The organism is Flavobacterium davisii, from assembly GCF_042182265.1.
Lineage (GTDB): Bacteria > Bacteroidota > Bacteroidia > Flavobacteriales > Flavobacteriaceae > Flavobacterium > Flavobacterium davisii.
Genome location: NZ_CP097869.1, coordinates 1,261,667 through 1,286,562, shown reverse-complemented (window position 1 = coordinate 1,286,562; position 24,896 = coordinate 1,261,667). Strand labels below are relative to the sequence as shown.

Annotated in this window: 21 protein-coding genes; 12 read left to right on the top strand and 9 right to left on the bottom strand. The window is 26.7% G+C overall.

All coding sequences use genetic code 11. The features are described from left to right. Window positions 1-38: 38 nt before the first annotated feature. The 5 genes from dnaE to NAB20_RS05335 form a co-directional block, all read right to left on the bottom strand. Window positions 39-4,574, bottom strand: a complete 4,536-nt coding sequence (gene dnaE / locus NAB20_RS05355; protein WP_088390145.1) for a DNA polymerase III subunit alpha — start codon at window positions 4,572-4,574, stop codon at window positions 39-41. A 608-nt stretch (window positions 4,575-5,182) separates the two neighbouring features. Then, window positions 5,183-5,593: a hypothetical protein gene (locus tag NAB20_RS05350; protein WP_375605661.1), complete on the bottom strand. Its 411-nt coding sequence runs from the start codon at window positions 5,591-5,593 to the stop codon at window positions 5,183-5,185. Window positions 5,594-5,662: 69 nt separating this feature from the next. After that, window positions 5,663-6,193: a hypothetical protein gene (locus NAB20_RS05345; RefSeq protein WP_375605660.1), complete on the bottom strand. Its 531-nt coding sequence runs from the start codon at window positions 6,191-6,193 to the stop codon at window positions 5,663-5,665. Between the two features lie 17 nt (window positions 6,194-6,210). Further along, window positions 6,211-7,116, bottom strand: coding sequence for a hypothetical protein (locus tag NAB20_RS05340; RefSeq protein WP_375605659.1), 906 nt, complete (start codon window positions 7,114-7,116; stop codon window positions 6,211-6,213). 19 nt (window positions 7,117-7,135) lie between these two features. Beyond that, window positions 7,136-7,582 carry a hypothetical protein gene (locus tag NAB20_RS05335; protein WP_375605658.1) on the bottom strand — a complete coding sequence of 149 codons (447 nt, stop codon included), beginning with the start codon at window positions 7,580-7,582 and terminating at the stop codon, window positions 7,136-7,138. A gap of 99 nt (window positions 7,583-7,681) precedes the next feature. Between NAB20_RS05335 and NAB20_RS05330 the strand changes: the two genes are divergently transcribed. Beyond that, a complete protein-coding gene (locus NAB20_RS05330) occupies window positions 7,682-7,918 on the top strand; it encodes a helix-turn-helix domain-containing protein (RefSeq protein ID WP_375605657.1) in 237 nt (78 codons plus the stop codon). 117 nt (window positions 7,919-8,035) lie between these two features. On the opposite strand, the gene NAB20_RS05325 is transcribed toward NAB20_RS05330, so the two are convergent. Continuing rightward, window positions 8,036-8,488, bottom strand: coding sequence for a JAB domain-containing protein (locus NAB20_RS05325; RefSeq protein ID WP_375605656.1), 453 nt, complete (start codon window positions 8,486-8,488; stop codon window positions 8,036-8,038). A 51-nt stretch (window positions 8,489-8,539) separates the two neighbouring features. After that, the gene (locus tag NAB20_RS05320; protein ID WP_375605655.1) at window positions 8,540-8,935 is read right to left on the bottom strand and encodes a hypothetical protein; all 396 of its coding nucleotides are present in this window, start codon (window positions 8,933-8,935) and stop codon (window positions 8,540-8,542) included. Between the two features lie 496 nt (window positions 8,936-9,431). Between NAB20_RS05320 and NAB20_RS05315 the strand changes: the two genes are divergently transcribed. The 11 genes from NAB20_RS05315 (at window position 9,432) to NAB20_RS05265 (ending at window position 22,949) form a co-directional block, all read left to right on the top strand. Beyond that, window positions 9,432-10,421: a hypothetical protein gene (locus NAB20_RS05315; protein ID WP_375605654.1), complete on the top strand. Its 990-nt coding sequence runs from the start codon at window positions 9,432-9,434 to the stop codon at window positions 10,419-10,421. Continuing rightward, window positions 10,418-11,134 (top strand): GNAT family N-acetyltransferase, encoded by a 717-nt coding sequence (locus tag NAB20_RS05310; RefSeq protein ID WP_375605653.1) that lies wholly within the window; start codon window positions 10,418-10,420, stop codon window positions 11,132-11,134. The genes NAB20_RS05315 and NAB20_RS05310 overlap by 4 nt, the downstream gene beginning before the upstream one ends. A gap of 106 nt (window positions 11,135-11,240) precedes the next feature. Beyond that, complete coding sequence (locus tag NAB20_RS05305) at window positions 11,241-14,243, top strand: Eco57I restriction-modification methylase domain-containing protein (RefSeq protein WP_375605652.1); 3,003 nt, start codon at window positions 11,241-11,243, stop codon at window positions 14,241-14,243. A gap of 9 nt (window positions 14,244-14,252) precedes the next feature. Then, on the top strand, window positions 14,253-15,239 hold the full coding sequence (locus NAB20_RS05300) for an AbiH family protein (protein WP_375605651.1): 987 nt from the start codon (window positions 14,253-14,255) through the stop codon (window positions 15,237-15,239). Between the two features lie 63 nt (window positions 15,240-15,302). Next, window positions 15,303-15,449 (top strand): hypothetical protein, encoded by a 147-nt coding sequence (locus NAB20_RS05295; protein ID WP_375605650.1) that lies wholly within the window; start codon window positions 15,303-15,305, stop codon window positions 15,447-15,449. Window positions 15,450-15,453: 4 nt separating this feature from the next. Continuing rightward, the gene (locus NAB20_RS05290; RefSeq protein ID WP_375605649.1) at window positions 15,454-16,317 is read left to right on the top strand and encodes a hypothetical protein; all 864 of its coding nucleotides are present in this window, start codon (window positions 15,454-15,456) and stop codon (window positions 16,315-16,317) included. Window positions 16,318-16,329: 12 nt separating this feature from the next. Further along, window positions 16,330-16,464: a hypothetical protein gene (locus tag NAB20_RS05285; protein WP_375605648.1), complete on the top strand. Its 135-nt coding sequence runs from the start codon at window positions 16,330-16,332 to the stop codon at window positions 16,462-16,464. A 4-nt stretch (window positions 16,465-16,468) separates the two neighbouring features. After that, the gene (locus NAB20_RS05280; RefSeq protein WP_375605647.1) at window positions 16,469-19,195 is read left to right on the top strand and encodes an McrB family protein; all 2,727 of its coding nucleotides are present in this window, start codon (window positions 16,469-16,471) and stop codon (window positions 19,193-19,195) included. Next, the gene (locus NAB20_RS05275) at window positions 19,188-20,444 is read left to right on the top strand and encodes an McrC family protein (RefSeq protein ID WP_375605646.1); all 1,257 of its coding nucleotides are present in this window, start codon (window positions 19,188-19,190) and stop codon (window positions 20,442-20,444) included. The genes NAB20_RS05280 and NAB20_RS05275 overlap by 8 nt, the downstream gene beginning before the upstream one ends. Before the next feature lie 10 nt (window positions 20,445-20,454). Next, a complete protein-coding gene (locus NAB20_RS05270) occupies window positions 20,455-21,468 on the top strand; it encodes a hypothetical protein (RefSeq protein ID WP_375605645.1) in 1,014 nt (337 codons plus the stop codon). Further along, window positions 21,465-22,949, top strand: a complete 1,485-nt coding sequence (locus tag NAB20_RS05265; RefSeq protein WP_375605644.1) for a hypothetical protein — start codon at window positions 21,465-21,467, stop codon at window positions 22,947-22,949. The genes NAB20_RS05270 and NAB20_RS05265 overlap by 4 nt, the downstream gene beginning before the upstream one ends. A gap of 28 nt (window positions 22,950-22,977) precedes the next feature. Here the strand turns inward: NAB20_RS05265 and NAB20_RS05260 are convergent, their stop codons facing one another. After that, window positions 22,978-24,033 (bottom strand): DUF3871 family protein, encoded by a 1,056-nt coding sequence (locus NAB20_RS05260; RefSeq protein ID WP_375605643.1) that lies wholly within the window; start codon window positions 24,031-24,033, stop codon window positions 22,978-22,980. After that, the gene (locus NAB20_RS05255; protein WP_375605642.1) at window positions 24,011-24,877 is read right to left on the bottom strand and encodes an AAA family ATPase; all 867 of its coding nucleotides are present in this window, start codon (window positions 24,875-24,877) and stop codon (window positions 24,011-24,013) included. The genes NAB20_RS05260 and NAB20_RS05255 overlap by 23 nt, the downstream gene beginning before the upstream one ends. Window positions 24,878-24,896: the final 19 nt, after the last annotated feature.

The following is a 24,896-nucleotide window of genomic DNA, read 5'->3' as shown; positions in this document are numbered from 1 at the left end:
ACTACTGTTTATAAAAGTACGAACTTATTATATTTTATCTAAGCAATTTTAAAATTCATTTGCATATTTTCCATTTCTCGCAATAATTCTGAAGAAATCTTTACTTTTATTTTACGACTTGGCATGGATAACATATTTTTTATAATAATTTCTTCTTTATCTTCTGGAATTTCCATCTCAACCTCTCCTTCTTCTAGATCTTCTACTTGATTATCTTCAGCGGGAGCACTTTCAATTTGTAGCTGTCGTTTAATCTTTTCCAACTCCATTACTTCAAAGGTTACCTGATGATCTCCTTTATTTTCAATAAATAAATTATATAATTTATTTATCAGATCTTCTTTTATTTCATATATAGAAAACAAAATGGTCATTTTTTTAGCGTAAGTAGGCAAAACATCTGCCAGCATTTTTCCATCCATAAATTGGATTCTAGGATCTGATTTTTTACCTGTTTCACGGTTTGTCCATCCTTCTTTAACATTTAGCTTAAAATAAACAAATTGATTTTGAACTAAATAATGACGGAATCTTAAATATTCTTCGTCAAAAATCCTAAATTCATAGGTTTCATCGTATCCCTCTAAATTAAATGTTGCCCAACCTTTACCATTTTTAGCTGTCCTGTGTTGAACATTACTAACCATCCCTCCTAAAGAAATATTTTTACCTACTAATTGTTCTAAATAAGATAAGTGTTCTAAACGAGTATTACAGAAATATTTCATTTCATATTTATAGTCATCAAGAGGATGACCTGAAATATAAATCCCTACTACCTCTTTTTCTCTTGCTAATTTTTCCATGGTATGCCATTCTTCACAAGGAGGAACGGTTGGTTCTGGTATTTGAACTTCGGTAGTATCACCAAATAAACTTACTTGAGAAGAGTTTTCGTTTTCTTGCATCTTGGCTCCATACTTCATGGCTTTTTCTAAAAACCAAATAGCATCTCCTTCATGATGAAAATATTGGGCTCTGTGCGTATTTTCAAAGCAATCGAATCCTCCCGAAAGGGCAAGATTTTCAAATGCTTTTTTATTTGCTGCTCTTAAATCTATTCGTTTGGCTAAATCAAATATTGATTTATATTTTCCTTCTTTTCTATTTTCTATAATCGTATTTACAGCTCCTTCTCCAACTCCTTTTATAGCTCCCATACCAAAACGAATGGCATAATTTTCGTTTACTGTGAATTTATAAAAAGATTCATTTACATCAGGTCCCAAAACTTCCAGCCCCATCCTTCTGCATTCTTCCATAAAAAAAGAAACTTGTTTAATATCATTCATGTTATTAGAAAGAACGGCTGCCATATACTCAGCTGGATAATGGGCTTTAAGATAAGCTGTCTGATAAGCTACCCAAGCATAACAAGTAGAGTGTGATTTATTAAATGCGTAACTTGCAAAGGCTTCCCAGTCAGTCCATATTTTATCTAATTTCTTAGCATCATGACCATTAGCCATTGCTTGATCTATAAACTTAGATTTCATTTTATCTAGGACGTCTTTTTGCTTTTTACCCATTGCTTTACGAAGAACGTCGGCATCACCTTTAGAAAAATTTGCTAGCTTTTGAGAAAGAAGCATTACTTGCTCTTGGTATACGGTAATCCCATAAGTTTCTGCTAAATACTCTTCACAAGCATCTAAATCGTAGGTTATTTCCTCATCTCCATTTTTTCTTCTCACAAAAGAAGGGATATACTCTAAGGGACCTGGACGATACAAGGCATTCATAGCGATTAAGTCTGCAAAAACAGTTGGCTTTAGGTCCTTCATATATTTTTGCATTCCAGGCGATTCGTATTGAAATACACCTACAGTTTCTCCCCTTTGAAAAAGTTCATATGTTTTAACATCGTCTATAGGAAAATTATCGGGATCTAACTCTATATCTAAACGATACTTTACTAATTTAACGGTATCTTTTATTAAGGTCAGGGTCTTCAGACCCAAGAAGTCCATTTTTAACAACCCCGCACTTTCGGCTACTGAGTTATCAAACTGGGTTACATATAAATCAGAATCTTTAGCAGTGGTTACAGGAACGAAATTTGTTATATCATCTGGTGTAATTATAACACCACAGGCATGTATACCTGTATTTCGCATAGATCCTTCGAGCACTTTGGCTTGCTGAATAGTTTCTCCTGCTAAATCACCTTCATTTGCTATACTAATTAATTCTTTGATTCGATCAAATTCTTCGGAGGATTTGAGTGCTTTTTTTACATCTCCTTCTTCTTCTTTTAAAAATCGAGCCAAGTTCCATTTAGAAGGCATCATAGCAGGTATTAGCTTGGCAATTTTATCGGCTTCAAATAAGGGTAAATCTAATACTCTTGCCGTATCTCTTATGGCAGATTTTGTTGCCATTTTACCGTATGTAATAATTTGTGCTACTTGATTGGCTCCATATTTATCAATAACGTATTGCATTACATCTCCCCTTCCTTCGTCATCAAAATCAATATCAATATCGGGCATGGATACACGATCAGGATTTAAGAATCTTTCAAAAAGCAAATCGTACTTAATAGGATCTATATTCGTTATTCCTAAACAGTATGCAACGGCAGAACCTGCTGCAGAACCACGACCAGGACCAACGGAAACTCCCATATTTCTAGCAGCTGCAATAAAATCTTGAACAATTAAGAAATAACCGGGATATCCTGTTTTTTCAATTGTCAATAACTCAAAGTCCAAACGTTCTTTTATTTCCGCTGTTTTTGTTGGGTCAATTGATTCATCTGCAATTTCAGGGTATCTTTTTCTGGCTCCTTCGTATGTAAGATAACGCAAATATTTATTTTCTCCTCGTTTACCTCCATCTTGATTGTCTTCTGCAACTAAAAATTCTTCTGGGATATCAAATTTGGGCAGTAATACATCCCGATATAAGGAATAAATTTCTACTTTATCAATAATTTCTTGAATATTTACAATAGCTTCAGGTAAATCGGCAAAAAGATATTTCATTTCTTCTTGCGTTTTAAAATAATATTCTTGATTAGGAAGTCCGTATCGATAACCGCGACCTCTCCCTATAGGTGTAGCTTGTTTTTCACCATCCTTTACACATAATAAGATGTCATGAGCATTAGCGTCTTCTTTGGCTACGTAATAAGTATTATTAGTTGCTATCAATTTTACTTGATGCTTATGTGCAAATTGTATTAATGTTTGATTTACTCTATTTTCATCTTCTTGATTATGACGCATTATTTCCAGATAAAAATCATCTCCAAACTGCGATTTCCACCATAAAAGTGCTTCTTCTGCCTGATTTTCACCTATATTTAGTATTTTACTGGAAATTTCCCCATATAAATTACCTGATAAAACGATAACATCTTCTTTGTATTGCTCCACGATATTTCGATCTATACGCGGCACATAATAAAAACCATCTGTATAGGCTATGGAAGCCATTTTAGCTAAATTATGATAGCCTTTCTTATTTTTTGCTAAAAAAACTACTTGATATCCGTTATCTTTTACCGATTTGTCTTTGTGATTATTACAAACAAAGAATTCTCCTCCTACAATTGGCTTTATTTCAACTTCAGAGGGCATTTCTCCTTTTTCTATACTGATTTCATTTTTTGCTTTGGCTGATTTATTATGATTTAGAACAGCACTTACAAACTGAAATGCCCCCATCATATTTCCAACATCTGTCATAGCTACTGCTGGCATTTTGTTTTTAGCTGCTGCATTAACAATCGCGGGTATCGAAATTGTGGATTGTAGTATTGAAAATTGGGTATGGTTATGCAAATGTGTGTATACAGCATTTTCTAAATTTTTAATTGCTTCTGCTGAAACCGTTACATTTCCTTCTTGCTGTATATCACTTAATCTCTTTCGAATTTCATCTGAGGCAGATTTTAAATTAATATGCTTTAAACCAATCAATTTAATTTCTTGAGGATTATTTTGACGAAAACGCATATAATAATCTTCAGGTACATCTAACTCCTCTTCTGTAAAAATTTCTCTTTTAACAAGTTCAAGAAAACAACGTGTAGTAGCTTCCACATCCGCAGTAGCGTTATGAGCTTCTGCAAAAGGCTCGCCAAACAAAAATTGGTGTAGTTCGGTAAGTGTGGGTAATTTATACCTACCTCCACGTCCTCCTGGCAATTTAAGCAATTCAGCTGTGGCTTCAGTACAAGTATCTAAAACAGGCATTTGTGATAATGAGGAAGTAACGCCTCCTCTATAAAACTCACATCCCATTATATTAACATCAAATCCTACATTTTGACCTACGATATATTTTGCTTTTGAAAGAGCTATATTAAATTTTGCTAATACTTCCTGCAAACTAACCCCTTGTTCCATGGCTAATTCTGTAGAAATCCCATGAATCCTTTCTGCATCATACGGAATATTAAATCCTTCTGGTTTTACTAAATAATCTTGATGTTCTATGAGTTGCCCCATTTCATCATGTAATTGCCAAGCTATTTGTATACAACGTGGCCAATTGTCTGTATCCGTAATAGGGGCAGACCAACTACGTGGCAAACCTGTAGTTTCGGTGTCAAAAATCAAATACATAAATGTAAATATTCTAAAATTTTAATGACTATATTCTCTAAGCATTTTGCAAAATTTTAATCTGAGAAGAGAATTTCCAAAAATACATTTTAAGAAGGAAGAAATCAAGTTATTTGACAAAAGGAGGATTATTAATATGACATTGAACTTAATAAAAAAGAAAAAAGCTTTTATTCTTGATCCTTTTAAATTTGACCTTGTTTATTGAGTAATAATAAAAAAGCCTTACATTTCTGTAAGGCTTGATTTTACTTGTGGTCCCACCTGGGCTCGAACCAGGGACCACCTGATTATGAGTCTGTACTTTTAATCTTACATTTGTTTGCTCTTTTTTGCAAATGCTTGAAAACAAAGGGAAATATAATTTTAATCTTTTCTTTTGTTTTCAGTTTTTTACATTTTATAAGTAAAATGTTTGACCTATGTTTGACCCAAATTCAAATCAGTCATTTATTGACCTTTTCAATATTCGTGTGCAAATATATTCTAAATATCTATTTTACCAAACATATTTTATAAAAATTAGCCTTAAATTAATGAGTATTAAATTTTTTAACATTGGGATAACTTTAATTTTAGGATTTTACTGAACAATTATATTTTATTCTTTAAATTAATTTTGATAGATGTCTTTGGATAAATCTTGGCTTTCCATAAATTACTAAAATCTGTTTCTTTTTTGGATTATATTTAGTGTAATAGATAATTCTCCAAACTTTAAACTTTGAGCTAAATCTATCTACATTAATCTGTTTGGAAGCATCAAGTACCAGGAATTGATTAATAATATGCAAATCCTCTTCATTAACTTTTTTGATTGTTACTATTACTGCTGTCAAATAATCTCCATTAAATATTAATTCAGTTTTATGTGTAAAAAAGTTCAGAAAACAATTAAACCGTTTACCTATATATTTATAACTATGGTAGCCACTTAATCTATCATCTAAAGCATCTAATTCAAACTCCCAATTTTCATATTGTTTATCTATTTTAAAAGGTAAATTAAGTTGTTTCATTTGACTCTTGGTATAAAAAAACCACCTAAAAGGTGGCTTGAAAATTAAATAATTGAATACAATTTTGTTTTATAAATCTTTAGGAAATTGACCATATAAGTAGTTTCCTTGATTTAAGTTAATGAACTTTGCAAGTTCAATTAAGTTTTCAAAACCATTAATTGACAATACATAGGGATTCTCTTTATAGATTTTAGATTCAAACGGTTTTATTCCTATTGGATTACCATTATCATATTCTATAAAACACATACTATTATAATTACTGTCTATTTTATGTATGTTATAGTCAATATTAGAATGCCAATTCTCAAGCAGATTTTTATCATTTTTACAAAAGTGGTATTCATCAATATATTGCCTTAAATCTTTATCCTTATTTCTTAAAATCAATAAACTTTTTAAGGATTCATAGTAAAAGCAAAATAATCTTTCAGCATCATATTTTATACTTGCTATTGCTTTTTCTTTAACTTCTATTATTTGATATAAATTCTTTTCAAGAAATTCTTTAGTTTCAAAGTAATCATCAAAATTTTTAGCTAACCAATCATTAATTTCTTCTATGTTGCTAAAAGCAATTGGTTTTATATTCTTCATTTTGCTTTGTTTTTGATTTAAGAAAGTAGTTTTTTTATTTTATCAATTAATACATTACCATACTTCCATAAATATGCAATAAAAGCAAATAATAAAACCATTGCTATAAATCCTAAAATAATTTGATACATTGAAAAAGCGAGTAATATAATAGAAACTAATATGTGGTTTTTTATTGATTTTTTTGAAAATAATACTTGTAATAAAGGGTATTTTAATTCTTTAGTTACACCAGCAATTATTAATATCAAACCTGTAGAAAACAAACCACCTGAATTTCCCAATACTCCTTCTTCAACTACTTTATTAAAATCTCCATTATAAATTAAAAATGTTGAAATAAATATCACTAAAGGAAACTGTATTAAACATAAATAAGTAAAAATTGGAAAAAATATATCTTTAAAGAATTTTAGCTCTTTACTTTCAATTACTTGCTTTGGATTTTCTGTATTTTGATTATCTTTAAAATTACTTTCAAATAACTTTAAATCTTCATCACTTAAAACAACATCATCATCAGTTTCATTACCAATTACAATTGATTCAGAATCATCTTCATTTTTAATATCAATTGGGTCAAAAATTGAACCTTGACTTAAAACATATTTTTCTTCATTTGTTAAATTGTCATCATACTGATGCAATTTTTTTTCTATTTCATTGTAAGCTATTATAAATCCTTTAATGTCAGACCTGTTAACAAATTCTACACTATTTCCATTACTAAAGAAGAATTTACAATAACAATATGAATCAAGATTATTTTCCTTATTACATATTGTACAAATTTTAGCAAATTCCTTAATTGATTTTTCGTATAAAACTTTATGCTTTATATTGTAATTGTAAAAAAGTTCTAAATCATCTAATCCTTGAATATTCTGATATTCATTTATTGCATTTTGAATTTGACTTGTCATAAAATATTTGCAATACAGGTTATATTTTACCTAACATCTTTGCTCCAAAAGGAGTAAGATAGGTTTCTATATCACTATTTTCAAAAACTGTTTTAACTCCAAAAAGATTTCCATTTTTCTCATCATAAATAATTATGAATAAACCAATTTCAGTTTTTGGTCTTTTTTCTAAAGTGTGATTTACAATGTCTGTTGAGTAAACAACATTGAATAAACCAGCATTGTCATAAAATGTTTTATCAAACTTTATTAAATAGTCTTTTTTGGTATTAAAGTCATAGTCACTGACAATCAAATTGCCATTAGAAATATTGAAGCTAAAATTCAAGTTTTCTTTAGCAACATTTCTATCAGGTTTCAATCTATAATTAACATCTACAGATGCATTATTTTGAGAGAATAACATTGTGCTAAAAAACAGCATTGAAGCAAACACAATGAGTCTAATTTTAAATTTAGTTTTCATATTATAATAATTAAAATTTAACAAATATACATAGTGTATCAAAAATGATAACAATATTTTTATCAAATATGACAACTTTTGATGCAAATAGTCCAAAAGTTGAACAAAAAAGAATTTCAAATTGCATTAGGCAAAAGAATCAAGGAATTGAGAGAAATGAAAAAAATCACTCAAACTGAACTTGGCTATAGATGTGAAATTGAAAGGTCAAATATGAACAGGATTGAAGCTGGAAATACTAATCCATCAAGTTATTTACTTTATAAAATATCTCAAAAATTAGAAGTTGAATTAACTGAACTATTACAATTTAAACCAAGAGTTGATAAGAAATAGCTATTAATACTAATCTGCTTTCAAACTCCTGGTCTTAATTTTACTTGAAATTAGCTGTTTTTGTATTAGTTCGCTTTCACATAAAATCACAGAATTTCACAAACTTATATATACAATTTAGGAAAAAGTGTGATTTATAATATTTTCATTTTTTGCAAAACTATAATACTCATATTTGCAAATTATTAAATGGTCAAGAAGTTGAATATCTAATAGTTCACAAGCATTTTTTAGTTTTTCAGTAATCTTTTTATCTGCTTCACTTGGTTTCATATTTCCACTTGGATGGTTATGTACCAAGACAATAGATGAAGCATTACATTTTAGAGCAACACTCAATATTATTCTATTATCTACCACAGTTCCAGAAATTCCCCCTTTAGATAAATCATAAATTCCTAATATACAATTGGCTCTGTTCAATAGAATTACTTTACATTCTTCTTGAAATTCTATTAAATCTATATCCCATTTTGAGAGTATAAATTTAAAGACTTCTTGACAAGTTGTAAGTTTGATTTTATCAGGTTTATTGGTAGAATAAGAAACTTTTATTTCTGCTATTTCCATAATAAAAAATAATAGCCTACTATGTTGTTACACATAATAGGCTTGTTAATTTTAGTTTACTGGCTCATAATTGTGTTTACCATTCTTTGAAAATACTTCTGCTGAAGGAGTAAAGTTTTCAAATTCAATCTTTTGATTATTTACCATTGGGGATTCTTGTGCATACTCATATCTATGAGTTAATACAACAACTTCTCCAGAGGCTTGGTCAATATATTCATAAGCATCACAAGATTCTTTAATAATTGTACCAGCCATTTGAGTGCCAATAAGTGCTTTACAAGTCATTTCATCAAATGTACTTGGCAAATAGGCTTTTCTTGCTGTTGCATAAAATTTACCTGTGGTTTTAGATTGCACCATTTCAATGCCACCTTGAACTTCTAATACAAAAAATGACTTTGCATCTTCTGTAATTCTTTCTTTGTAATTAATAATTGTTACCATTTGGTTTGAGTTTGAGTTGAATTTTTTAATCTTCCTATTTGTTAATTATCTTTTCAGCTATCAACTTGAATTAATAATTAAACATCTAATCAGATTAGAACAATGATTTTCATTGCTCACAATAAGTGAGGGTTTTTAAGTTGGTTGGCTTATGTAGAATAATAAAAAAGTCTGTTTTAAAATTGTTTGGAATTGAACTACTACCTGGATTTGAAAGAATAATATTTTATTAGATTCCTGGTACATTTCAACTTGAAACAGAAATTAATTTGATTGAATTTTTGCAATAAAATTTACCTCTCAAAAAATATCTTTATTTTAATTCCTGGTCAAAAAAATGCCTTCTAAAACTTTTGGGTAGGGGTGTTTCCTTCTCAAGATAGGTGGTGGCTATTTTGTTCTGGTAGGTGAAGTGTTCAAAATTTTTAGAAAAAATTTTTTTAACACAAATGAAATCAATAATTTTAAAAAATTTCGTCTAACTAATATAATTCAAATGGCATATCTAACAGAATACTCTTTTAATCAATTAGTTAATAAAACTGAAATTAAAGAATTAGAAAGAATTGATTTAAATTTTTTTACTACACATATTTACAACAACTTTCAATTATTTTATTTTTTTAACCAATTTGATTTAAAGAAACTATTCAGAGAGAAAGTTATTTTATCAGGAGATGAAAGCTTTAGTTTATCATACAAAGAAGTTCCAGAAAGAAGTGATAATTTTGATTATGTACTTAAATTAAAAGGTAAGGTCAAATATCATCATATTTTAGAGTGTGAGGCATTAAATAGAGGTTTTAAGAATTTTTTTATTCCACAAGAAATTGTAAAACTTAAAGATTCTGATAAGGAAAAACATCAAATTATTGTTAATGAAATTAGAGAGTGGTTTAAAGTTAATAATCTGACTATTGAAAAATATGAAAATGGTGAAATAGATTCACCCTATATCACCAAATTATATAATGCTTATTTCCCTGAAAAATTTAATATATCCCCAATTTCAATTAGTCAAGGTAATAATGAAGCAAATAATTTTCAATGGTATATTTCCAAGAAAACTGAAAATATTAAACTAAATAAAACATATTTTGACTATAATGAATTTATTAAAAATGTTGATGATTTATTATTAAAAAGAGATTATTTATGTAACAGTAAAACAATGCAAAATTTATCAAGGTATGATTATTTATATGATTCAAATGAAAAAGATATTAATGAAATAATAAGTTCAAGGATTGAAAATGGTTTTTTAAAAGAAGTTGATAAAAGTTTCATTTTTAATTATGGTATTAACAAATTGAAAGATTTTTGGAAAAAACATAGAGAGCTAAAATTTAAAGCATATTTTGAGCTTTCAGAATATTTTAAATGGAATTATAAATTAAAAGAAAAGAATTTTGATATTGTTTTTTTAGAAGATTTCAATCTTGAATGTTGTAGTTTGTGTGCTAATAAGCAAATTGTCAATTTATGAGGATAACTTCATACCCAAATACTGAACATTTAAACCAAATACATAATTGGTTAAAAGATGAAAGTGATAGAAAAATTAATGGTTTTTATTGGAATTTTGATGTTATTAAAACTGCCTTTACTGAAAAAAAACTAATCTGTATAATTGAAAAAGGAATAGCAATAGGTTATCTTGTTTTCTCAATTAATGATAAAACAGCACATATATCAATTGCCAATATTAAGTTTGAAAACCAAAGAAATGGTTTAGGTCAAAAATTATTAAAATATTTTGAGAACAAACTAATTAAAAAAAATATTAAAGCCATTGACCTTGAATGTTCTCCTTCAAGTTCAAAGAAGATTTGGAAAAAATTAGGGTTTAAAGAGCTTAAAGAAGTGGAAAACCATAGATTTTTAAACTACCCTAATTCTTCACCATACTTATATAAAATATTAGTTGAAATTGAAAAACCAACAAAATCATTAAAAAGTAAGCCAAATCATATTGAATTATATTGTCATGATTATATAAAAAATGATGCAAAGCCAAATTATGTTTGGAAATTAAACCCTAAAACCATTTCTCAAAAACCAATAATTTATCCAGTTGATTATGATTGGAATTTAATGTTGTATAAAGCTGGAAAACTTATTTCAGAAGATAAAATTAAAAGATTTAGTAAAGGGAGTTTCTTAAATGGAAATTTTATCATAATTGATAAATTGCCTTAAATCTTGGTTTAATCTCCCCTCTTGCACAAAACTAAAATTATTCCTACTTTGGTGAACCCATTTTACTTCAAAAAACTTCACTTAAAAGTAATAATAATTTTAGACTATGTCATTATTTCAAAATGCTGTAATCAGCAAATATTTACAAGCCACAAACCAAGATGTATTAAGCCAAAAATGGAATGATTTTGTTGCTTTTTTTCACAATCCTGAAAGACAGGAAAATATTAGAAACTCTAAAGAAGAACAGTTTCAAGAAGGATTTTTAAGAGAATTATTTGTAAAAATATTGGGTTACACTTTAAACCCTGAACCCAACTTTAATCTTACCACAGAATACAAAAATGTAAAAGACAGCAAAAAAGCTGATGGTGCTATAATTGTTTCAGAAAAAGTAAGAGCAGTTATAGAACTTAAAGGAACTAATACTACAGATTTAGGTAAAATAGAAGCTCAAGCTTTTGGTTATAAAAACAATCAGCCAGATTGTACTTATGTGATTACTTCCAACTTTGAGAAAATCAGATTTTATATAGACAATGCCATTGAACATATAGAATTTAATTTGTTTACACTTACAGAAGCCGAATTTAAAACCTTGTATTTGTGTTTGGCTGTTGAAAATATTTCAAAAGACATTCCTAAAAAAGTAAAAGAAGAATCTGTAAGCCAAGAAGATGTAATTACCAAAAAATTATACAAAGATTACTCACTTTTCAAAAGAGAATTATTTCAAAACTTGGTACAATTAAACCCAAATTTTGACCAATTAGAATTATTTAAAAAATCTCAAAAACTATTAGACAGATTTCTATTTATATTTTTTGCAGAAGACAGAATGTTGTTACCACCCAACTCTGTAAGGTTGATTTTACAGCAATGGAAACAACTCCAAGATTTAGATGAATACACACCATTATATGACAGATTTAAAAAATACTTTGGTTATTTAAACACAGGCTACAAAGGCAAAAACTATGATGTTTATGCCTATAATGGTGGATTATTTAAACCTGATGAAGTTTTAGACAATATTACTATTGATGATAATTTGCTTTATAATCACACCATAAAATTATCTGAATATGATTTTGTGAGTGAAGTAGATGTGAATATTTTGGGACATATTTTTGAAAACTCACTAAATGAGTTAGATGAAATTAAAGCCCAATTAGAAGGACAAGAAATAGACAAAACCAAGACCAAGAGAAAAAAAGATGGTGTTTTTTACACACCTAAATACATTACCAAATACATAGTTGAAAACACTATTGGCAAATTGTGTGAAGCACAAAAAACAGCTTTAGCCATAAATGAAGAAGATTACATTACAGACAAGAAAAGGCAAAAGAAAACCATTAAAGATTTAGTTGATAAATTAGATAGGTATAGAAAATGGTTGTTGCAACTTACCATTTGTGACCCAGCTTGTGGTAGTGGTGCTTTTTTAAACCAAGCTTTAGACTTTTTAATGGAAGAACACCAATATATAGATGAACTACAAGCCAAATTATTTGGAGATGCTTTGGTTTTAACAGATATGGAAAACAGCATTTTAGAAAACAACCTTTTTGGGGTGGACTTAAATGAAGAAAGTGTTGAAATTGCAAAACTTTCCCTTTGGTTAAGAACAGCACAACCTAACAGAAAATTAAATGATTTAAGTGGCAATATTAAATGTGGCAACTCTTTAATTGATGACCCTGAAATTGCAGGAGAAAAAGCCTTTAATTGGCAAAATGCTTTTCCTAAAGTATTTGAAAAAGGTGGTTTTGATGTGATTATTGGGAATCCGCCATGGGGTGCAAAAGTTCCTAAAAATCAAAAAGATTTTATAACTAAAAAGTTTATTTGTAAAAAAGGGGAATTAGAAACTTATGTACATTTTATTGATTTAATAATTAACAGGCTTATTAAATCAGAAAATGGACTAATGAGTTTAATTACTCCAAACACTTGGTATTATTTAGATAAATATATTGATTTAAGGAGGTTTTTACTTGATAAAAACATTGTTGAATTAATTGAATTAGAAAAAAATATTTTTGAGGATGCCCCAGATATTGTTCCAGCAATTTTTACTATTCAAAACAACACTATTAAAAATAAAATCATAACACATTCTTTGAAAAAAGGAATTGTTCCAAAATTTTTAATTGATAATAGTATAATGGAATCAAACATTATAGATTCTAATGATTATAAAAAATTTGATGATTTAACTTTTAATTTGAAATTAACAATATCAAAAGTTAAATTATTGGAAAAAATTATAAAAGATTCAAAACCATTAAAAAACACATATAATGTTAGATATGGAATTAAAACTGGTAATAATAATAAGTATTTGAGTAAAACAAATGAAGGAAGTGAAAACTGGAAATTGTGTGTTTCTTCTGCAAGTGGTGTAAAAAGATATTCATTAAACTGGGAAGGTGACTTTCTGAATTTTGGTAGTCATTTAGCTGGATTTTCAAATAATTCTTTTGAAAGAAAAAAAATTCTAATTCAATATATTAGAAAATTAAGTATGGAAAGAAGAATAGTTTCTGCTTTGGATAAAGAGGGCAAGTTTTATCCACTTAACAACTTTTCTTTTGTTGAAGAAATTAGTGAAGAAAATTCTGTTGAATTTCTTCAAGGAATATTAAATTCTAATTTAATGAATTTTTATTTTAAAAACATTCATATTGATTATAATATAAAACCAAAATACATAGAAAAATTACCTTTAAAATATGACAATATTCTAAAAAAGAATATTGAAAATAAAGTAAGCTCTATTATAAACAATAATGTTTTATTAAGTGAAAGCTCTACTAAATTCCAAAGAACTCTACAAAGAAAATTTGAAGGATTAGAAATTAATAAAAAGTTAGAATCCTGGTATGAGTTATCTTTTTCAGAATTTGTAAAAGAATTAGGCAAAAAGAAAATAAAATTGTCCTTATCTGATGAAGCAGAATGGGAAGATTACTTTTTACAAGAACAACAAAAAGCAGTAGCATTAAAACAACAAATAACCACCACAGACCAAGAAATAGATAAAATGGTGTATGAGTTGTATGAGCTTACAAGTGAAGAAATTAGTATAGTTGAGAATAGTTAGATAATAAAAATGAATATTGTTCACATAATTGGAAATGGATTTGATTTAAATTTAGGTTTAAAAACAAGTTATAAGCATTTTTATGAGTATTATAAAAAGCAAGAAAGTAAAAATGACAATATAAAATTATTAAAAAAAGAAATTGATACTAATACAGAAAATTGGTCAGATTTAGAACTTGCATTAGGGAAATTTACAAGTGAAATAACAACCGTTGAGGAGTTTGAAATTATTAGACAAGATATCATTTTAAATCTATCTAATTATTTAAAATCAATTGAATCTTCATTTGATTTGTCAAATGTAAATACCCATGAACTTTCCATTTTTCTAAGTTCACCACATATTGAATTAAGAAATGGTGACAAAGCTATTTTTGAAGAATTATTGATTTCTTTAAAACATGAAATGTCAAGTATAAATATTATTTCATTTAATTATACTTCAATATTAGACAATTTGATTCAAAACTTTGTTGACAAGACAATGAGTTTTGCAAAGGCTATAAGTTCAAATTCTACAATTAAACCTGTTAAACATATTCATGGATTGTTAGATGAAAGATTAATTATTGGTGTAAATGATAATTCTCAAGTTTCAAATGAAAATTTTACAAAGGAAATAGATTTTAATGAAGCATTTATCAAAACGGAATACAACAAGGCTTCTGGTCATTTAGTTGATGATGAATGTGTTGATTTAATAAATAATGCTAATATAATTTGTGTGTTTGGAAGTTCATTAGGATTAACTGATATGTTTTGGTGGGAGTTAATTTGTAATAAATTATTGAAACAAAACTGTAAATTAATAATATATCATAAAAGTTTTAATGTTGAAGGGGCTTTATTTGACAATCTTATTACAAAAGAAATAAGAATTTTAAAAGAAAAGTTTTTGTCTAACAAATCCAATTTAACTAATGAAGAAAAAGAAATTATTAGGCAAAATATTTATGTAAATGTAAATTCAAATTTTTTCAACATTTTGAATTAAATGCAAATGGTTTTTTACAAAAATTAAAGAGTTAGTAAACAGAAATAGTAGAAAAAATTAAATATGGAAAAGTATATTTTAGTTAAACATCATCAAGAACATGTTTTTATTGAACTTGTTAATCAAAAAATAAAAGAGGGTTATATGCCTCTTGGTGGTGTTGCAGTAAAAAGTATTGATTTTTATCAAGCTATGATTTTAAAAGAATAAATTTATGAAGTTTATACCTCCATTAGAAATTTCTTCTAAAATAATGACTTTGATTGAAGAAGCAAATCAAGAACTCATTTTAGTATCTCCCTATGTAGAAATATCAAAATGGGATAAAATGAAAAAATGCCTTGAAAGAGCTGTAAATAGAAAAGTAAAAATAACATTTATTGCCAGAAAAAATGCAAAGCAGGATTTGAGTTTTTTAGAGCATTTAGGAATTAATTTAATATTGATTAATGACTTACATGCTAAACTATATTTGAATGAAACTTATGGTATAGTTACCTCACAAAACCTTGTTTATTATTCAGATATAAATTCCATTGATATTGCACACCAAACTGAAAGTAATTCTGAAAAAAAGGAACTTGTTGATTTTATAAGTAAGTATGTCATCAATATAGAATCTACTAAGAAAACTATATTATTTGAGAAAATTAAAAGTCAAAATTATGATACCAAAGTACAGTTAAAAGAATTTCAATTAGACAAGCTTTGGCAAACACTTATTAATTATTCTCCGAACTCATTTTTTAAAAAAGCATCATCTTATGTTTTTTGTGATGATGTTTTACCATTTGCTGATGTAATGGTAGATACCAGATTCATTATTAAAATTAACAAACAAAGAACAGATTGTGAGCAAATATTAACCAAACTACAAACTATTGGTTTTGAATTTAAGCATGATTTTAAAGTAGAATTATTAATCTCTCACAAATCATTTTATTATATAGAATTTATTCCAATAGATAAAATTGATTTTGAAAATTTAGAGCAAGATTTTATAGAGTTAATTGATTGTATTCTAAAAAGTGATATTCATAAAATTTTAAAAATTCAAAAGAAAAACACCTTTTGGTAAAAATTATAGATTATGATAAAAGCAATAATTAACTGGTTTAAAAACTATTACAACAAAGAAATAGACTACACATTTGAATTAGAATTTTCAATTTATGATGTGTTATTACTACTTGTTTTGGTATTTGTTGTTTATAAAATAGCATAACATAATGACTCAAAAAGAAATAGAAATAATTAAAAATTGCACCATTAAAGCAATTGAATATTTTGATAAAAACCCATGGGATGCTGTAAACAATAGTAGAACTGGAGATTTAGTTTATAATGGGAAGCCATACCCAGCAAAACTAATTTTAATTAGTATTAATAACCAAATTGATACAGAAAATTTAGATGTAAATTTTAAAACTCCAAAAGTTGGAGAGGAAACTTTTCAATTTTTTGAAAGTTTAGGATTTGAAATAAAAAGAAAAAAACTAATGAACATAACTAAACTTCAAAAATATTGGGAAGATTATAAGAAATACTTTGAACTTCCAAAATCTGAACACCAAGAAAAATACAAATGGGGCGTACTTAAACAAGTGTATGATAAATGGAATTGGAGTTCAGAAGATGTAGCTGAAATGTTCAACAATGCCTTTTTAGTTGAAGGAAAAAAAAACCTTTGGGAGAGTGGAAACTTTTATCCTATTAAGCATACTTTATGGATGTTTCAACATTTTAAAAATGAAACCATTAATGAGTTCAACAATTTATTTAATGAACAAATTGAACTAAAAGAAAGAATTAAAAGTTTTATAAATTTTTATAATTTAAAACTTCCTGAATTGCAAAAAATTGCTCCAGATAAGAAAATAAATTATCATAGTCATAATGATTTAAGAGCAATAGCACTTTATTTAACATTACAATATCCTGAAAAGTATTTCTTGTTCAAGTTTACAATGTTTAAAAACTTTAGTTTAAAACTTGAATTACCCAGTATTAAAGGAGGAGATAATAACAATCTTCTAAATTTTATAGATTTATCAAATAATGTTTTAGAGTTTATAAAAAAAGATTCTGACTTTATAAATTCATATAAAGAATTTACTTCAGAACCTGATAATTTCAAAGATGAAAGTCTTCATTTATTAACACAAGATTTCATTTACACCATTGCAAATCATTTTAATAATGGAGTTAGATATTGGAAAATTGGTAGTTATAATGGTGAAAAATCTTATTTTAATGAAATGATAAATCAAAATTTTATTGGTGTAGGCTGGAATGAAATTGGTGATTTAGAAGAACAAGAAATTATAGACAGAAAAGGTGTTCAAGAATTGCTTGTTGATGAAGGTTTTGAATTTAAAACTACTAATGTTTTGTCAAGAAAAGCTGGGGAAATTTATGATTTTTACTCAAATGCTTCAATGGATGACATTGTTGTATTAATGGATGGAAATTCTGTTTTAGCAATTGGTAAAATAATTACAGATTATAATTATGATGATACTAAGCCATTTTCACATTATAGAGAAGTGGAATGGCTAAAAAAAGACATTAAAAATTTCAACTTAACAGATGGTGTTCAAACTACTTTTTATCAATTAACAAAAAAAGAAACAATTGATAGAATCCTAAAAGAACTAAAAAATAATTCATCTACAAATCAATCAAAAGAAATGTCAACACCAAATAAAAAACACTCTCTAAACCAAATATTATATGGTGCTCCTGGTACTGGAAAAACCTATAACACTAAAAAGTTAGCTGTTGAAATTATTGAAGGCAAAGAATATACTGATAGAGATGCAATACTTGACAAATATGATGAGTTGGTAAAAACTAATCAAATTCAGTTTACTACTTTTCATCAAAGTATGAGTTATGAAGATTTTATTGAAGGAATAAAACCTGAAACTATAGATAATAAAGTAACTTATGAAGTTAAAGATGGAATTTTTAAACAAATTGCTGACTTTGCAAATTCAAAAAGTGAATCTAATTTTGAAGAAGCCTACAACAACTTAATTAAAGAAATTTTAGAAAAAGGTAATGATTATTTAGTTTTAAATACACCTAAAAACAAAACTTTTAGAGTAAATGTAAATTCAAACAACAACCTAAATTTATATACTTCTGAAAATATTAATAAACAAGGTACATTAACAAAAGAAAAATTATTTAAACAAGTAAACGGTTTCCAAGAATTTAATGGTTGGGAAGGCTATGTTACAAGTGTAATTCAGTATTTAAAAGAAAACCATAATTTAAAAATTAGTGATACAACTTCTGAAAAGAATTATGTCTTAATCATTGATGAAATAAACAGAGGTAATGTGTCTACTATTTTTGGGGAGTTAATTACATTATTGGAAGAAGATAAAAGAAAAGGAAGCAAAGAAGAAATTGAGGTAGTTTTACCTTATTCTCAAGATAAATTTTCAGTACCAAACAACTTATACATAATTGGTACAATGAACACAGCAGACAGAAGTGTAGAATCTTTAGACACAGCTTTAAGAAGAAGATTCTCTTTTGTGGAAATGCCATCAAATCCTAAATTATTGGAAAACAAAAAATTAGATGATTCAGAAATTGATATGGCACAAATGCTTGAAGTAATCAATAAAAGAATAGAATTATTAATTGATAAAGACCATCAAATTGGACATTCCTTTTTTATTAATCTTACCAATTTTGAAGAGTTGAAATTTGTGTTCAAAAATAAAATTTTACCACTTTTAGAAGAATACTTTTTTGGAGATTTTGGTAAAATTGGATTAGTATTAGGAGAAAATTTTATTAGTGTAAAAAATGATAACAAAGGTGTATTAGCAAAATTTTCAGCTTATGATGACACTGATTTTTTAACTGAAAAGAAAGTATATCAAATTAAAAATTGTGATGAATTAGAAACAGCAGATTTCATTTCTATCTATGAGTAAAAAGAACTTAATACAAGTATTTGAATATCAAAAATTGAAATATGATGAAAATTCAGATTTCAAAAAACATCATTTTGATGCTATGGTTCTATTCAATGAAAAGAACCAAAACAAATACTTTACAATAGTTCATAAAGGAGTTTTATTCAATAGTTATGTTGGAGTGATACAAATAGGTGGATTAACTATTGAAATACTTCCAAAAGCTGATAAAAGTGATAATCCTGATAAGGGTACTTGGCAAAATGTTCTATTAAATATGCTAAAGGTTTGTAAACATATTCAAGTGGATAATGTTTCAGAAACCAACTTAAATAAAAAATACAATTCTATTTTAGAAGTATATTTTGAAATGTACTTAAATGAAGTAGAAAGCCTTGTGAAAAAAGGATTAATCAAAAAGTACAGGAGAGTTCAGAGTAATCAAAATGCTTTAAAAGGTAAATTGGTGTTTTCTCAAAACATTCAAAAAAATGTAGTTCATAAAGAAAGATTTTATTGTGAACATCAAGTATATGACAAAGACCATTTACTACATCAAATAATATTTAGAGGATTATTGATTTTAAAGGATTTACTAAATAACCATTTAAAAGACAAACTAAATAGATTGTTATTTGAATTTCAAGATTACCAGCAAATAAATATCAACAAATCCCACTTTGATAAATTGATTAATGATAGAAAAACAACACCCTATTTAAGAGCAATAGATATAGCAAAAATGTTGATTTTAAATTATTCTCCAAACTTAAATTCTGGTAATGATAATATGCTGACTTTATTGTTTGATATGAATAAATTATGGGAAGAATACATTTATAGAATATTGCAAAAGCATAAACCAGAAGGCTATCAAGTTTCATTTCAAAATTCAAATAAGTTTTGGGAACACAAAACCATTAGACCAGATATTGTAATTACAAATAAAACTGAAACTTTTATTATTGACACAAAATGGAAAATTGTAGATGCAAACAACCCATCTGATGATGATTTAAAGCAAATGTTTACATATAATTTGCATTGGAAAGCAGAAAAAAGTTTATTGCTTTATCCAAGTGTAGGTCAATCTGAAAAAACAGACTTTGGAAATTTTTATTACAAATCTAAAGTTGAAATAAACCAGGAATCTAAAATATTAAATAACCAATGTAAGTTAGGTTTTGTGAGTGTTTTGGATAAAATTAATATTAAGAACAGTAAAATCTTGAGTGATGAAATAATATTAAAAATTAATAACTATTAAACACGACATAATGGAAATAAAAAATATTTTTTTGCATCATATAGATGTCAAAAATAATTTAGTAAGTAATATTGCTCTTGATGGGTCATCAATCAACTTAAACACATATATTGATTCATTAGTTAAAGAAATTTTAGAGCAACCAAACAAGAGAGAGTATAATTTTAAGGATGGTAATACTGAAATTAAAAATTCACTTTCTTCAATATTAGAAAACATTGAAAATCTTGATAACTTAATTCTAAACAATGCTAATAGATTACTTGAGAAAGAAAAAAAATCTCAAGAAAGAATGAGTAGGTTAGATATTGAGATTCAGAAAGGTAGTTTATTACACTTGCATTTTGTTGAAGATAAAACTAACCAAATAATAATATGTAAGGTTGAACATGATGAGGTTTTAAGCGAAACAAATTTTGATATAATTAAAGGATTAAACACCAAGAAGAAAGTTTTTAAAGCTATTTTAGTCTTTTTTGATGATGATAAAAACATTACTTTTAATTATGTGTTTGATAAAAATTCAAGTAAATATTGGTGGGATGATTTTCTTGAACTAATCCAAAAAAACACAGATGACAAGAATACAGAACTTTCATTAAATGAAATTGATAAAATATTAACACCAAGCAGAAAAAAATATTATGCAGATTATTTAATTTTAAGAAATTCAATGATTGGGCATTATAGAAATAAAGAAAAATTCAATTACACAGAGTTATTAGATGAAGTCTTTAGAGATTACACTCCAATAAATAATGAATTTCCAAAAGACAATATAATAAAGAAACTTAAAGAATTACCTGAAAAGAAAGGGTTTGATACACAGTTTGTAATTACAAAAAAGAAAATAAATAAACGTGCACAACACAAAATTAGATTAGCACATAATTTATATCTTAATATTGATGATTATGTTGAAAATCTTAAAAATTTAATAGAACCAGTAGAAGAAAATGGTTCAAAATATGTTAAAATATTATCTTCTGATGGTTATGATTTTTTAAAGGATATGCTAAAATGATAAGGTTAATTACAGATTTTTTTCCAACTATAAGCATTTCAAGTATTGCAGATAATCTGAATATTTATGAATTGAAATATATTGGAAAAGTTGATGTTAACTCAATTGATAAGTTTAATGTAGAATTATATAATAAATTCAATTCAGAACTTATAAAATATGATTATGAGTGGAGTTTTGAAATTGAAGAAATTAATTATTCAATTAGTCAATCAAACTTTGTAAAAATAGAAACAGTTGATTTAGAAGAAATAACAGAGCTAAATATAAACTTACAAATTTTTAAAAAAGGCATTAATGTTGTTATTTATGATGAAAATGAATTTATAAAAAACATCAAAACTATAAATTTAGAAGATTTACTTAAGCTATTTGGAAATAAATTTCAAGATGGAATAATATTTTATAATTCTGAAGATAAAACTCAATTTTCTTCTTCATATATAGGATATAATTTAGTTTTAAAAGAAAAACAAACTTTTGAAAATGAATTTAAAATTAGTAATCAATGTCATTTCAATAATTTTTCTGAATTAAAATTTACTCCTAATGATTTTTATTTGAATGAAATTAATAATAATAATTTCATTTTGAATCTTGTCAATAAAATCTTTCTGTCTTATATATATGTACATATTTTTGATAAATCGGAGTTTAAAAAAAACAATATAAATCTAAAGATAAGTGGATTTAAAACAAGTGAATATAATTTAGAGTTTGATAAATTAAAAACAGATTCATTACCTATTTATGAAAAGATTTTTAATTGGATTTATTCTGAAAAAAACAAGATAGAAGATAAGATTGGAATTGCAAGAAATATTCTTTCAATTTATCTAAAAGATGATGATGTTGTAATAAACGAAAGTACTTTTAATTCAATATTATCTGCAAACAACACATATATAAAAGGTAATATTTCAAAATATATTGAAGCCAGAAATAAAATACATGAACAAGTTGAGCAAGTTTCAAGTAAAGTTAATTCTTCATTAGAAACATTTTATAGTAATTTTCAAAAATCAATTTTTGTATTCATATCATTTTATCTTACAATTTTTGTTTTAAAAGTTTATGCTAAAAATGATGTAACTTCTTTGATTAACAAAGAGGCAACAATTATGGCTTTAGGGCTATTAATATTATCATTTCTTTTTTTATTGTTTTCAGTTTGGATATTATCACTTGAAAAAGGTAGAATTAATCAAAAATATAACAACATAAAGAATAGAAGTTTAGATTTACTTTTAAAAGAAGATATTGATATTATTCTTAAAGATGATAATGAATATAATGATGAAATCAAGTTTTTAGACAAAAGGAGAAATTTATATATCAAATTATGGATTTCAACATTAATTGTGTTTTTAATTGTTCTATTTACAACATCTGATTATATAAATTTTAAGTACTTAAATAATAATAATCCAATTGAAAAGACAGAAAAAATAAAAGATATTAATAAATGTTGCAAAAAGTAAATCCAGCCCCCTTGGGGGCTGGAAACTTTCAACTCAAAAACCAATTGTAATCTCCATTACCAATCAGTGCTTTCTGAATACCATTTGTAAAATCAAAGGCATTCACATTTCTATTAAGAAATGAGTCTATATAAGAAGATTTATTGGCTTGTGTAAATAGGTTATAAACTGACCAAAGATTTATATCTCCTTGCTCATTTCTACAAAAGCTGTCATCTTCAAAATAATCTTTTACAATGGTATTAATATGACCATCTGTAAAGTTTAAATTTGGAATCAATGCTTTTTCCTTTTTTGGCAGATGTTGATATAATCTTGTTCTTCCAATTAATTGAGCAAATTGTGTTTCTGTTAATGAATGTTTTGTAAATTCTTTCATTCCTAATAAATGCTTTTCAGCATTATAATTTTGAATTATTTCTACTATTTTACTCTGTAATTCTTGGTAAGTACTTACTTTCATATCATCAATAAAACCATCACTCCAAACACATAAATTACAACAAACTTTATTTTGAAATCCAATAAAAAACTTGAATTTTTCAAATGTCTTTTTGTTATACAGATTTTCCAAATTGTAGCTTCTAACTCCACCAATTGTAAGAGCAACTTCATTGCCATTTATAGTATCTACAATACTTGGAACCCTAATAATAAAAGCCATTCTTTCAAAATATTGAGTCCTTTCATGGTCTAATAAATCTTTTACACTTTTATGAATTGCTTCTGGAGTTCTACCTTTAATTTGATGAGATACTCTAATTTCAGGTTTCTCTAAAGTGTGATGTGGAAATACTTTTAAAACTGCATCTTGTGCAATTTCTATAAATTCCTGGTGTGAAATTGTCCTTTCATTATCCTTACTGAATACTGGAATTACACAATCATTTTTTAAGTTGTATAAATTAATTTCTTGTGTGTTGGCTTCAATAAAAGGTTTGTCTGGAAACTTTGAAATACCAGGAGTTATAACATTACTTGTTTGCAAAGTACCAGGATTCATACTATTATTAATTTCTTTTACAGGAATTAACCTGTATGAATCTTGATTAATTTTTGATTCAATGGTGAGAAGTGCTTCCATTTGTACTGAATGTTTTAGGGTTTAACAATAATTCTTTAGCATTAATAGTGTCTTTTTGAATTTTAAAATCATATTCTAATAATTCCCTCCAATTACTATATTGGTTGTATAATGCTTTTAATTCCTCAAGATTTTTAGTGTTTTTAATCTTTTCTCTGGCATCTTGTAGATTTGTGCCACTATTACACCATTCTAATATTTTTCTACCTGTAGAAGAATTAATCATAAATTCTGGTTTACCCATAAATAAACCTGTTCTGTCTTTTGAACTAACAGCAAAATGCTTTATATCCACATCAAATACCAAAGTAAATTCGAAATCAATACCATCTCTTTGAACAGCTTTCAATCCAACTTTTTCAGGTATAAATTTGCCATCTTTCTGATTTAATACATAATCCTGTTTTGTTCTCATTGTAGCAATTACATGGGCATCACATTGCAGAATTTTATCCATGAATGCTTTTTCCAAAGGTTTAATTTTTGCCCAATTGGTAAATGAATTTCCAGCCAATGAACTATGATAGTCTAATAGATAATCCCAACAATGACTTATGCTGTCAATAATTATTACTTCAATACCTGCTTTTTCACAAACATCAATAGCTTTAATATAATTATCAGTTGTAAATGGTGGAGTTAAGGTAAGCACATTATAATTTCCTAAATGTGCATATAAGTCAGCACTACCATTTTCAGAATCAATAATGGCTACTTTGCTTAAATCTCCATTTGTTATTCCTTGAGCAAGTAGTAAACTTGAATATGTTTTACCTGAACCTGCTGAACCTTGTAAAGCCATTTTTATCTTGGCTTTTCTTCTTTCTGATTGTCTTAATTGCATAATTTATAATTTAATAGTT